Origin of the sequence: Actinoplanes flavus (assembly GCF_017592555.1) — a bacterium.
GTDB classification, from domain to species: Bacteria; Actinomycetota; Actinomycetes; order Mycobacteriales; family Micromonosporaceae; genus Actinoplanes; species Actinoplanes flavus.
This window is the reverse complement of sequence record NZ_JAGFNS010000008.1, coordinates 64046-76075: the sequence shown is the minus strand read 5'-3', so window position 1 is coordinate 76075 and position 12030 is coordinate 64046. Positions and strand designations below refer to the sequence as shown.

Below are 12030 nucleotides of genomic sequence, written 5' to 3'. Positions count from 1 at the left end.
AATCCTTCCAGTACGTCCTGCGCACGGCAACCTCTGCCCCGGCGCGCCCGCCCTGCCGCTCGGGGACCTCTCGACGGATCACAGACGACAGGATTCGAGCAACGAGGCATGGGGCTCGGCCGCACCTGGGCGTGGTCCACGGGCTCAACCTCGGCATTCGCGCAAGGTCAGGGTGTAAACGGCTGATGGACCCTGTCCGTCGTCCAGCGTCGATACCGTGAGATGGCCTGTCGGGACGTCGATCTCATGGCCGCTGCCGCTTCCGGAGTCCACCCACACCCGAACCGTTCCGCTGTCCGGCAATTCGCGCGGACCAACCGCGAGGATCACACCCACCATCCCGCCTACCCCCATCAACCCTCGAGGGACGGTGGCCGGGCGGCCGCCGTCCCGTAGGCGGGACGCTACGGTCGGCGTTGGTGCCGGTGGTGCGACTACGCACCAAGGGGTTCAGCCGGTGACGCCCATCCGCTCGGCGAGGCCCTGGATGGACGAGGCGCGGCGGGCGTCGCGCAGCAGGATCCGGGCGGTCTCCCGGGCGGCGGCCGACGACCGGGCGTGCTGGGGCGCCACCCGCTCCGCGGTCGCCAGCATCCTGACCGCCTCATCGTTGCGCTTCACGTCGGCCAGCGCCCGAGCGAGGTCGGTGAACAGGTTCACCTGCCGGATCGGCGGAAGGGTCGCCACGTCCAGGCCGGTGGCGGTCTCCACGGCCGCACCCGGGCGCCCGGTGTCGATGTGGTGGGCGACCGTCCACAGCCGGACATTCCGTGCCCCCCACTGGAGATCCCACGCGTCGGTCTCACCGGTGCGCTCGGCCAGCCGGGCGGCCTCGACCAGGTGATCGGCGGCGGCGCTCTCGTTGCGCATCCCGGTGGCGTGGTGTGCGCGCGCCAGATGGGCGAAACCGAGCACATCCAGCGCGGCCGGAGAGCCGGTGTGCCGCTCCAGTTCCCCGGCGGCACGATCCACCGTGGAGAACGCGGGTCCGAACGCGCCAGTGTTGGCGCTGACGCGGCCTCGGTTGATCGCGGCAACGGCCAGGGCCGCTGGATCGCCTAGGCGCTGGGCGGCCTCGATGGACCGCTGAGCGGCCAGCCAGGCGTATGCGGGGTGCCCGAGGCTGAGAAGCGCACCCATGCCGACCCCGTAGACCTGGACGGAAGCCGTCAGCGCGGCGGCCGAGTCGGGGCCGTGGGCGGCGGTGTGAAGGACCGGCACCAGGCCGACCAGCCGCCCGAGCGCGCCCGCGTAGTCGGTGCGCGCATAAAGGTGACGAATCAGTTCGGACTCGCGCCAGAGGTCACCGGTCGGCTCGCTGCCGACCGATGGCGGCTCGTCCAAGGGAAGCGCCATCATGGTCTGCCACAGCCGTTCGGCCGCGATGTGCGCCGCCTCCAGCTGCCGGTCGGCGGGTGCGTACGGCTGGCCGGTCAGGTCGGTGATCGAGCATTCCAGCGCCGCCGCGATGTCCGCGATCATGTATCGGTCGGTGCGCAGTTCTCCGCGTTCGATCCTTGACCACGTCGTATGGGCGACCCCGGCCCGGCTGGCCGCATGGCGGATGCTCCAGCCGCGCAGCTCCCGGCGGGTCTGGACACGTTCGCCGATGGACGGGTCGATGGGTACGGCACGGCGCGGCATGTCGGGCTCCCCTGGTCGCCGGTCGCGGGCACCTTGCAGGCGCAACGGTAGCGTTGGAGCCAGCCGATCGACACTTGCCTCCAGCACGGCCGGTGCGCGGCGACCGTAGGGTGATCGTCGTGCTGCGGTTGATCGGGTATTGGGACGATGCGGACACGGTGGTGAAGGGCAGCCCGGCCGCCCTTCACCGGGAGGCCGAGCTGCGCCGGTACCTCTTCTACGGTGCGCCGGGGGAGCTGCTCGCCATCGACGTGGAGGACTGAGCCAGCCGGGTGCGCACCACGAGATCGTGCAGGGCCGCCACGGCGCTCGCGTCCGCGTACCCCGGAAGTGTGCTCTGGTCCCGGGCTTCTTCGAGCTCGGCGCGCAGCGCCGGGACGTCGGCGGCCAGATGGGCCGCCGCCCGCGCCGGGAGAGGCCCGTGTTCGGCCTCGCGCTTCACCGCGATCAGCTCCGGCACATATGCCAGCCGTTGACCGAGAATGCCCAGGTCGGTCTCCAGTTCGCCGGTGCGCATCAGGTGGATGCCGGTGAGCAGCACCCGCAGCGTGTAGAGCGCCGGCTTGAGATGCCCGGTCTTGTGGTAGAGCCGCTCCTGGGTGGCCGCGAAGCCCAGGTAGTGGTGTGCGTGATTTCTGGTGATCATGCCCGGGGCCAGGGTTTTCAGTTCGGCGTGCACGTCCGAGGTGAGCACCACGAGCGGCGACAGCAGCTGCTCCAGCACGTAGCCGTTACGGCTGTTCAGCAGCCGGGCGAACTTGAGCAGGTCATGGCTGACCACGTCGAGTTCCACGCCGTCGCGGATGCCGGCGTTCTGGAGCGTGTCCGGTCCTGTTCGCAGACCGACCACCTCGTCGGGCGGCAGCACGTGTGCGGCCCGCAGGTCCAGATCCGAGTCGACCGACGCGAAACCGTACAGGTGCGCCCCGCTCACGGTGGCGAAGAGCAGGGGATAGGGCAGGGTGGCGGCGGCCTCGGCGGCCCACGACGGGACATCGACGGTCACTGTCTACAAATTCCTTTCGCGTACGCCCACGAGCACCCGATCGATGCGGTCGCGGTCCGGCTTCTCCGGCAACACGGTGCCGGCCGCCGCATCGGTGAGGTCGGCCTGCAAGCGCTCGGCCCAGGCGGCCACCTCCGGCCACGGCACGTCACCGTTGCGTACCGCGAGCAGTTCGCCGCGCAGGTGGGTGACGTCGACCAGGACCTCACCGGTACGCAGCACGTGCGCCCCGGCGAGAAGCAGGCGGATCATATGCATCGCCTGCTTGAAGTTGATCTCCCCCGTTCGGGCGTGCCGGGACGCCACCTTGGCCAGCTGGTCGCGCGCATAGCTGCCGTAGGTGTCGGCCACCCTGGTGGAGAGGAAGGCCCGCCGGGCGTCGAGAAGCGCCCGGCCGTCCGCCGTCACGGTCTCCACCAGGGGTGACCACAGCACTTCCAGGACGGTCGGGTTCGCCTGTAGCGCGAGCGTGCAGAACCGCTCGATCTCCCACGAGAACTGTTCCTCGGCCGGCCCGTCCAGATGGGTGGGCGGCTTGCCGAGGGTCCAGAAGGCGCGGGTCGGCGCCACGAAGACACCCCGCCGGGCGTGGTCGGAGCCCGGCCGGTGCAGTCCAAAGGCACGGGAGCCGACCACCACCGCGAGGGCCGTGTGCCGTTGCACGAACTCGATCATGAGCCCGGAGCGTACGACTACAGGTCCAGCACCGTCGCGTCGATTTCGTCCAGCTCACTCTGGTCGAAGCCGAGCCGGCCGAGGGCGGCGACGTTGTTCTCCAGCTGCTCGACGCTGGACGCGCCGATGATCAGGCTGGTCATCCGTTCGTCGCGCAGCGCCCAGGCCAGCGCCATCTGGGCCAGCGACTGCCCGCGCCGCTTGGCGATGTCGTCGAGCGTGTGCAGCCGGGCCAGGGTCTGGTTGTCCAGGGCGCTCTCGTCGAGGAACACGCTGGTGCGGATCCGCGAGTCCTCCGGGATGCCGGTCAGGTAACGGTCGGTGAGCAGACCCTGCTGCAAGGGGCTGAACGCGATGCAGCCGGCGCCGGCCGCCTCGAGGGTGTCGAGCAGCCGGTCGTGCTCGATCCACCGGTTCAGCATCGAGTAGGACGGCTGGTGGATCAGCAGCGGCGTGCCCAGCTCGCGGAGTAGGTCGGCGGCCTGCGCGGCCTGCTCCGACCGGTAGTTGCTGATGCCGACGTAGAGCGCCTTGCCGGAGCGCACGATGGCGTCCAGGGCGGTCATCGTCTCCTCGAGCGGGGTCTCCGGGTCGGGCCGGTGGTGGTAGAAGACGTCGACGTAGTCCAGGCCCATCCGCCGCAGCGACTGGTCCAGTGACGCGACCAGGTACTTGCGGGAGCCCCAGTCGCCGTACGGGCCGTCCCACATGGTGTAGCCGGCCTTCGACGAGATGACCAGCTCGTCGCGGTGGTGCTTGAGGTCGGTGCCGAGGATGGCGCCGAAGTTGGTCTCCGCGCTGCCCGGCGGCGGCCCGTAGTTGTTGGCCAGGTCGAAGTGGGTGACGCCGAGGTCGAAGGCGCGGCGGACGATGGCGCGCTGACGGTCGGCGGGGCGGGAGTCACCGAAGTTGTGCCAGAGGCCGAGGCTGATGGCGGGGAGCTTGAGACCGCTGCGACCAGCACGACGGTAGATCATCTCGCGGTAGCGGTCGGCGGCAGGGAAGTACGTCACATCGCACACCCTAGGACTCCCGGTCGTACCCCGGTGCGCTGGTAGGTTGGGAGGCGCACGCGGGAGAGACCTTAGGGCGCCGAAGAGGCAAATCCTCCCCGGAAACTTTCAGGCAAAAGGACCGCGTGGGCAGGCGACTCTGAAATGCCCCGTGTGGGTATGACAGAGGGGGAGGTTGATCCTCGACCTTCTCACGTTCTGGAGTCGCCCATGCCGTCCCCGTTCGTTTCCCGGCACATCGGCCCGGATGCCGACGAGCAGACACAGATGCTCAAGGCGATCGGGTACGGGTCGGTCGAGCAGCTGATGGACGCCGCCATCCCGTCGTCGATCCGGTTCACCGGCACCCTCGACCTGCCGGCCGGGATCTCCGAGGAGCAGGCGATCGCCGAGCTGCGCGCCATCGCGGGGCGCAACGTGGTGGCCACCCCGATGATCGGGCTCGGCTACTACGGCACGGTCACCCCGGCGGTGATCAAGCGGAACGTGCTGGAGAACCCGGCGTGGTACACGGCCTACACGCCGTACCAGCCGGAGATCAGCCAGGGCCGCCTCGAGGCGCTGCTCAACTTCCAGACCATGGTCACCGACCTCACCGGGATGACCACGGCCAACGCGTCGATGCTCGACGAGGCCACGGCGGTCGCCGAGGCGATGACGCTCGCGCGCCGCGCGTCCAGGAGCAGGAGCAACGTGTACGCGGTGGACGCCGACACGTTCCCGCAGACCCTGTCGGTGCTGCGGACCCGCGCCGAACCGCTCGGCATCGACGTGCGGCTGGTCGACCTCGACGCCGGCGCCGGTCTGCCGGACGACTACTTCGGCCTGCACCTGCAGTACCCGGGCGCCTCCGGCCGGATCCGGGACCACGCCGCCCTGGTGGAGGCCGCCCACGCCAAGGGCGCCCTGGTCACGGTCGCCGCCGACCTGCTGGCGCTGACCCTGCTGCGCTCGCCCGGGGACATCGGCGCCGACATCGCCGCCGGGACCACGCAGCGCTTCGGCGTACCGCTGGGGTTCGGCGGCCCGCACGCCGGCTACCTGGCGGTGCGCGGCGGCCTGGAGCGGTCGCTTCCCGGGCGTCTGGTCGGCGTCTCGAAGGACGCCGACGGCGACCGGGCCTACCGGCTCGCCCTGCAGACCCGTGAGCAGCACATCCGCCGGGAGAAGGCGACCAGCAACATCTGCACCGCCCAGGTGCTGCTCGCCGTGATGGCCAGCATGTACGCGGTCTACCACGGCCCGGCCGGGTTGCGCGCCATCGCGGCCCGTACCCACGAGAACGCCGCCCGGGTGGCCGCCGGCCTGCGGCTCGTCGACGGCGTGACGGTGGTGCACGAGCACTTCTTCGACACCGTGCTCGCCCGCGTGCCCGGCAAGGCCGAGCAGGTCCTGGCGGCCGCCGCGAAGTACGGGATCGACCTGCGCCTGGTCGACGCCGACCACGTCGCGGTGTCCTGCGACGAGACCACCACCCGGTCGGAGGTGCAGCGGGTCTGGGACGCCTTCGGGGTGACCGTCGGCTACGGCTACGTGTGCGCCGAGGCCGACGCGCTGGAGACCGGCCGCCCGATCCCGGCCGGGCTGGAGCGCACCGGCGACTACCTGGCGCACCCGGTGTTCAACACCCACCACTCCGAGACGAGCATGCTGCGCTACCTGCGCAGGCTGTCGGACCGGGACTACGCGCTGGACCGCGGCATGATCCCGCTGGGCTCCTGCACGATGAAGCTGAACGCCACCACCGAGATGGAGGCGGTCACCTGGCCCGAGTTCGCCGACATCCACCCGTTCGCCCCCAAGACCCAGACCCGGGGGTACGAGGACCTCGTCGCCCAGCTGGAGAAGTGGCTCGCCGAGATCACCGGCTACGACGCGGTCAGCGTCCAGCCGAACGCCGGCTCCCAGGGTGAGCTGGCCGGCCTGCTCGCCATCCGCGGCTACCACCGCTCCCGCGGCGAGGCCCACCGTGACGTCTGCCTGATCCCGTCGAGCGCGCACGGCACCAACGCGGCCAGCGCCGTGATGGCCGGCATGCGGGTCGTCGTGGTCGCGTGCGACGCGGACGGCAACGTCGACCTGGCCGACCTGGACGCCAAGATCGAGAAGCACCGGGACGCGCTTTCGGCGATCATGGTGACCTACCCGTCCACCCACGGCGTCTACGAGACCGGCATCGCCGACCTGTGCGCCAAGGTGCACGAGGCGGGCGGCCAGGTGTACGTGGACGGCGCCAACCTGAACGCGCTCGTCGGTTTCGCCCGGCCCGGCCGGTTCGGGGCGGACGTGTCACACCTGAACCTGCACAAGACGTTCTGCATCCCGCACGGCGGCGGCGGCCCCGGCGTGGGCCCGGTCGCGGTCGGCGCGCACCTCGCCGAGTTCCTGCCGGGCGACCCCCTGGAACAGGGCGACCACCACGCCGTGTCGGCGGCGGCGCACGGTTCCGCGGGGATCCTGCCGATCTCGTGGGCGTACATCCGGATGATGGGCCCGGACGGCCTCGCGGCGGCGACCGCGTCGGCGGTGCTGGCGGCCAACTACGTGGCGGCGCGGCTGCGTGAGCACTACCCGGTGCTGTACGCGGGCGAGCACGGCCTGGTGGCGCACGAGTGCATCCTCGACCTGCGCCCGATCACCAAGGCGACCGGCGTCTCGGTCGACGACGTGGCCAAGCGGCTGATCGACTACGGCTTCCACGCGCCGACCATGTCGTTCCCGGTGGCCGGCACGCTCATGGTCGAGCCGACCGAGAGCGAGGATCTGGCGGAGCTGGACCGCTTCATCGCCGCGATGATCGCCATCAAGGGCGAGATCGACCAGGTGGCGGCCGGAGTGTGGCCGAAGGACGACAATCCGCTGGCCAACGCGCCGCACACGGCGTCGGCGGTGACGGCGGACGAGTGGAGTCACCCGTATTCACGCTCTGTCGCCGGTTTCCCGGAGGGCGTGGACCGGACGGCGAAGTACTGGCCGCCGGTGCGACGGATCGACGGGGCCTTCGGCGACCGGAATCTGGTCTGCTCGTGCCCGTCGCCCGAGGCGTTCGAGGACTGAGGCTCAGGCGCGCAGGTCGCGGTCGTCGCTGATCGCGGCCTGCGCCGCCTTCGTAGTCGTCGATTGACTACGCTGCGTCGCGTGTCGGTTGATGGGTCACGCCGCCAGGGCGTGCACCGCCGGGCCGCGGTGCGGCTCGATCATGGTGCCGTCCGGCAGCAGCTCGCCGGTGTCCTCGAAGATGATGACGCCGTTGCAGAGCAGGCTCCAGCCCTGCTCCCGGAAGGTCGCGATGATGAGCGCGGCCTCACGGTCGGTGGCGTCGGCGGGGGGACATGGGTTCAGGTGCTGACACATCGGTGGATCTCCGTTGGGGGCTGTGTGAAGGTTCACAAACGCGGTGACGAACGTTACCTCACATCGAACGACAGCGGTTCAACCCGGTGACGGCGTCCGTGTCCGCGTCCTCGGCTCCGATGTTCCACGGCGGCGGCGTCGTCGACCACTCTCCGCTACCTCCGTTCGGGCCGCCGCCGGGCGCTCCGGCGGACTGCGGTGCACGTCATGACGTGTTGAGCGCTTTTCGATGGCATCGGGGTGATCCCGGTGACCCTGCCGAGCTTCTTGCCGCGTTCCTCGACGGCAACGGACTACCGGTGCGGAATCTTGGCCGAACGGGTGACAAAAATAAGACGATCGGCGATGGTGCAATTTGCGGGGCAGCACTCTACGTGTCGGCGGATGCCGGATGCGTGATGGCCGGGGGAGCGGTCGGCGCTCCGTCGCCAGTGCCCAGCATTCCCGACATATACGCGGTTGTGTACCGACACTCCACCTTTGAGGCGGATTTTTCCCCTCATAAGGGCTGGTCACTCGGTCCGTGGCGGGACAGCTGGAGCCGCGCCGACCACGCCCACGCCATCGACGAGGTCCGGGCCGCCATCGCCCGCGGCGACGTCTATCAGGTCAACGTCGTCGGGCACGCGTCGGCGCCGTACACCGGGGACCCCGGGCCCGCCCTGCGCCGCGTCGCCGGACTGCCCGGCGCCCGCTACGGCGGCGTCCTGACCGGCGACGGCTGGGCCGTCGCCACCGCCTCCCCGGAGACCCTCGTCGAGGTCCGCGGCGGCCGGGTCATCACCCGCCCGATCAAGGGCACCCGTCCCGCCACCGACACCGGCCGCCGCGAACTGCTCGCCTCCACCAAGGAACGCGCCGAGCACGTCATGATCGTCGACCTGGAGCGCAACGACCTCGCCCGGCTGCCCGGGACCGGGCCGGTGCGGGTGGACGAGCTGTTCGCCGTACGCCGGTGGGTGGGTCTCTGGCAGGCCGAATCCGTCGTCTCCGCCCCGCTCGACGGCGACGTCGATCTCGCCGCCCTGCTGCGTGCCGTCTGCCCCGGCGGCAGCGTCACCGGAGCTCCCAAACTCGCCGCCCTCGCCCAGATCGCCGCCCTCGAACCGGTCGGCCGCGGCGTCAGCATGGGCGCCCTCGGCTGGCTCGGCCACGACCACCTCGACCTCGGTCTCAGCATCCGCACCGTCGCCGTCGACGGCCGCCGCGTGCACGCCTGGGCCGGCGGCGGCATCACCATCGACAGCGACCCGGCCGCCGAGGTCGCCGAAGCCGCTGCCAAAGCCGGACCGCTGCGGGCCGCCCTGCGCGGCGTGTGAGCCCCACAGCCTTCTCCAAGCTCTCTCCGAGCCGTCTCTACCTATTGCGTGCCACTGTCGGCATCCGCCCCCACAGAAGGGGGCTGAGCGCGTAATTTGACGCACGCGCGGCACCGAGGCGGTCCACAATGGCACAGGGGAGTGCCGTGGTGGCTGCAGAGAGGCGACATCGCGGTCATGCTCGACACCCTTGATCCACCGGTCTCCGGCATCCACCTCCGGGTGGACTTCGCGGGATTCGCCCACGCCAGCACGGCCCGGCTGCACAGCAGCGCCTTCCAGCTGTGCCGGGACTGGCACCTGGCCCAGGACCTCACCCAGACCACCCTCACCAAACTGTTCCTCAGCTGGGACCGGGCCGTCGACAGCGACAACCTCATCGCGTACGCCCAGCGGGTGCTCCTGCGCGTCTACCTCGACCACCGGCGCCGCCGCAGCTCCACCGAGGCGGTCCCCGGCGAACTGCGTGAACCCGCCTACTCGATCAGCCCCGAACTGCGGCTCACCATGCTCGACGCCCTCGCCCGGCTGCCCGCCCGCGACCGCGCCATCGTCATGCTGCGGTACTTCGCCGACCACAGCGTGGAACAGGTCGCCCAGGAACTCGGGGTGCCGGTCACCGTCGTCAAGAGCCAGACCCGGCGGTCCCTGATCAAACTCCGGCAGATGCTGGTCGACGACCGGCCCGTCCTTTTCACGTAACGACCAGATAGCCTCTGAGGCATGACAGTAAGGCCTATTCGGCTCTTCGGTGACCCGGTCCTGCGCACACCCGCCGACCACGTCACCACCTTCGACGCGGCACTGCGCGAGTTGGTCGGAGACCTGGAGGACACCGTCCGCGAGCCCGGCCGCGCCGGTGTCGCCGCCCCACAGATCGGCGTCGGCCTGCGGGTGTTCTCCTACAACGTCGGCGGCCGGGTCGGCCACGTGGTCAACCCGGTGCTCAGCGACTTCGCGGGCGAACAGAGCGACGAGGAGGGCTGCCTGTCGCTGCCCGGCATGGGCTTCGAGACCCGGCGCAGCGAATCGGTCGTCTGCCGCGGCTTCGACCAGCACGGCGAACCCCTGGTCATCGAGGGCACCGGCTTCCTCGCCCGGGCGCTGCAACACGAGACCGACCACCTCGACGGCCGCCTCTACATCGACACCCTCACCGGCGACGTGCGCCGCCAGGCCCTGCGCGAGCTGCGCCGGGTGGTGCCCCGATGACGGCCTCCGCCGCCGACGCCCGGCGCCTGGCCGCCGCCTCTCTCGCGGCCGGCGACCCCACCGGCTGGTTCGAGCAGCTGTACGCCCAAGCCCGTGACGGGCAGGCCGAAGTGCCCTGGGACGTGGCCGCCCCGAGCGCCCACCTGCGTGCCCTCGACCTGCCCGCCGGCGACGGCCGCCGCGCCCTCGTGGTCGGCTGCGGCCCCGGTCGGGACGCCGAGCATCTCGCGGCCCTCGGTTACGCGGTGACCGCTTTCGACATCTCGGCCACCGCGATCGACCTGGCCCGCGGCCGGCATCCGTCGAGCTCGGTCGACTATGTCGTCGCGGACCTGCTCGACCCGCCCGTGGCCTGGCGGCACGGATTCGACCTGGTCCTGGAAAGCAATAACGTCCAGGCGCTGCCGGCCGACATCCGGGCGCGGGCGATCACCGTGCCCGGCACGTTCGTCGCGCCCGGCGGACTGCTGATCGTCCTCGCGGCGGCCACCAGCCGGGTGGACAGCGACGGGTCCGGGCCGCCGTGGCCGCTCACCCGGGCCGAGGTCGACGCCTTCGCGAGCGACGGGCTACGTCCGATCTCGATCACTCAGGTGGACGCCGCCGGAACCACCCTGCCGACCCGCTGGCAGGCCCTCTTCACCCGGTGAGGCGGGCGCTGCCGGCGGCCTTCCCCGTCAGCCCGGGTAGGTGAGCCCGTCCCGGTCGGCCGTGGTGAGCCAGCCGCGTTCCACCATGGTGCCCAGGACCTCGTCCCAGCCGGCCCTCGGCTCGGGACGGCCGGGGTGGAGCCGCACGGCGAGCAGCGCCGCTTCGGCAAGGGTCAGCGAGGTGGCGGGTTTCTGGAAATACGTCTGGGCGGCGGCGACCAGGCCCACCGCTCCGCGCCCGTAGTCGGCCCGGTTGAGGTAGCGGTCCAGGATCTCTTCCTTGGCGTAGGCGCTCTCGGCCTTGTTCGCCATGATCCGTGTCCGTAGGCCGGACTGCTCGCCGGACGTGATCTACACGTATCGGCCGAAATCGCTGGAAGCGGATTCGCCTGAGGGCAGAGAAGCCTGGCCGTCGCCGTGCCGGCTGCCTAGCGTCGCGGCATGAAGGTCGTCCGACTGCTCCCTCAGCTGCACATGCTCGACTTCCCCATCGGCCACGCCTACCTGTGGACCAGTTCCGAGGGCGTCACCGTCATCGACACGAGCCTGCCCGGGTCCGGCCCGCTGATCGGCGCGGCGATCGAGGAACTGGGTCATCGCCGGTCCGACGTGCGGCGCCTGCTCCTGACCCACTGCCACCAGGACCACGCCGGCTCGGCGGCGGAGGTGGCCTCCTGGGCGGACGTCGTCGTCCACGCGCACGCGGCGGACGCCCCGGTGCTCCGCGGGGAGAGCCCGGGGCCGGAACCCGTGCTCGCCGAGTGGGAGCGGCCGTTGTTCGACCAGGTGCACGCACGGATCCCGCCCCGGGCGCCCGCGCCCGTACGCGTGGACGAGGAACTCGGCGACGGCGACCGGATCGACCTGGGTGACGGTGTGCAGGCCCTCGCCGTGGCCGTGCCGGGGCACACGCCCGGCAGCGTCGCCTTCCACCTTCCCGGGCCACGGGTGCTGTTCACCGGGGACACCATCGCGCGTGCTCCGGACGGCGAGGTGATCCTGGGTGTCTTCAACGTCGACACCGAACAGGCCGCCGCCTCGTTCCGGCGCCAGGCCCGGCTCGACGTCGACATCGTCTGCTTCGGCCATGGTCGGGCCCTCACCGAGAACGCCTCGGCTCGGCTCCAGGCCGCGCAACGGCACGTGACAGGGTGAGT

General features: G+C 71.0%; 13 protein-coding genes and 1 riboswitch. Of the genes, 7 read left to right on the top strand and 6 right to left on the bottom strand.

Translation table 11 applies throughout. From position 1 onward, the window contains the following. Positions 1 to 450: 450 nt before the first annotated feature. Positions 451 to 1611 (bottom strand): helix-turn-helix domain-containing protein, encoded by a 1161-nt coding sequence (locus J5X75_RS13875; protein WP_307798091.1) that lies wholly within the window; start codon positions 1609 to 1611, stop codon positions 451 to 453. Between the two features lie 152 nt (positions 1612 to 1763). Between J5X75_RS13875 and J5X75_RS13870 the strand changes: the two genes are divergently transcribed. After that, positions 1764 to 1907, top strand: coding sequence for a hypothetical protein (locus J5X75_RS13870; protein WP_208467774.1), 144 nt, complete (start codon positions 1764 to 1766; stop codon positions 1905 to 1907). On the opposite strand, the gene J5X75_RS13865 is transcribed toward J5X75_RS13870, so the two are convergent. Genes J5X75_RS13865 through mgrA form a run of 3 tightly spaced genes read right to left on the bottom strand, consistent with a single transcriptional unit; the run spans position 1862 to position 4338 of the window. Beyond that, entirely contained in the window at positions 1862 to 2650 is a 789-nt protein-coding gene (locus J5X75_RS13865) for a nucleotidyltransferase domain-containing protein (protein ID WP_208467773.1), read from the bottom strand. The two genes, J5X75_RS13870 and J5X75_RS13865, sit on opposite strands and share 46 nt — an antisense overlap. Before the next feature lie 3 nt (positions 2651 to 2653). Then, positions 2654 to 3325 carry a nucleotidyltransferase domain-containing protein gene (locus tag J5X75_RS13860; protein ID WP_208467772.1) on the bottom strand — a complete coding sequence of 224 codons (672 nt, stop codon included), beginning with the start codon at positions 3323 to 3325 and terminating at the stop codon, positions 2654 to 2656. Between the two features lie 17 nt (positions 3326 to 3342). Continuing rightward, positions 3343 to 4338: an L-glyceraldehyde 3-phosphate reductase gene (mgrA, locus tag J5X75_RS13855; protein ID WP_208467771.1), complete on the bottom strand. Its 996-nt coding sequence runs from the start codon at positions 4336 to 4338 to the stop codon at positions 3343 to 3345. 50 nt (positions 4339 to 4388) lie between these two features. Then, positions 4389 to 4472, top strand: a riboswitch (glycine riboswitch). 76 nt (positions 4473 to 4548) lie between these two features. On the opposite strand from mgrA, the gene gcvP reads away from it, so the two are divergent. Continuing rightward, positions 4549 to 7395, top strand: coding sequence for an aminomethyl-transferring glycine dehydrogenase (gcvP, locus tag J5X75_RS13850; protein ID WP_208467770.1), 2847 nt, complete (start codon positions 4549 to 4551; stop codon positions 7393 to 7395). Positions 7396 to 7491: 96 nt separating this feature from the next. Here gcvP and J5X75_RS13845 read toward each other — a convergent pair whose 3' ends face one another. Then, positions 7492 to 7692, bottom strand: a complete 201-nt coding sequence (locus tag J5X75_RS13845) for a DUF5999 family protein (protein ID WP_183227848.1) — start codon at positions 7690 to 7692, stop codon at positions 7492 to 7494. A 119-nt stretch (positions 7693 to 7811) separates the two neighbouring features. Between J5X75_RS13845 and J5X75_RS13840 the strand changes: the two genes are divergently transcribed. From J5X75_RS13840 to J5X75_RS13825, 4 genes are all read left to right on the top strand, one after another. Continuing rightward, positions 7812 to 9011, top strand: a complete 1200-nt coding sequence (locus J5X75_RS13840; RefSeq protein WP_208467998.1) for a chorismate-binding protein — start codon at positions 7812 to 7814, stop codon at positions 9009 to 9011. 177 nt (positions 9012 to 9188) lie between these two features. Next, positions 9189 to 9713, top strand: a complete 525-nt coding sequence (locus J5X75_RS13835) for a SigE family RNA polymerase sigma factor (RefSeq protein WP_208467769.1) — start codon at positions 9189 to 9191, stop codon at positions 9711 to 9713. A gap of 21 nt (positions 9714 to 9734) precedes the next feature. Next, positions 9735 to 10223, top strand: coding sequence for a peptide deformylase (locus J5X75_RS13830; protein ID WP_208467768.1), 489 nt, complete (start codon positions 9735 to 9737; stop codon positions 10221 to 10223). Then, a complete protein-coding gene (locus J5X75_RS13825; RefSeq protein ID WP_208467767.1) occupies positions 10220 to 10873 on the top strand; it encodes a class I SAM-dependent methyltransferase in 654 nt (217 codons plus the stop codon). Before J5X75_RS13830 ends, J5X75_RS13825 begins: the two co-directional genes overlap by 4 nt. A 27-nt stretch (positions 10874 to 10900) precedes the next feature. On the opposite strand, the gene J5X75_RS45440 is transcribed toward J5X75_RS13825, so the two are convergent. After that, positions 10901 to 11185, bottom strand: a complete 285-nt coding sequence (locus J5X75_RS45440) for a transglycosylase domain-containing protein (protein ID WP_208467766.1) — start codon at positions 11183 to 11185, stop codon at positions 10901 to 10903. A gap of 129 nt (positions 11186 to 11314) precedes the next feature. On the opposite strand from J5X75_RS45440, the gene J5X75_RS13815 reads away from it, so the two are divergent. Next, positions 11315 to 12028, top strand: coding sequence for an MBL fold metallo-hydrolase (locus J5X75_RS13815; protein ID WP_208467765.1), 714 nt, complete (start codon positions 11315 to 11317; stop codon positions 12026 to 12028). Positions 12029 to 12030 lie beyond the last annotated feature (2 nt).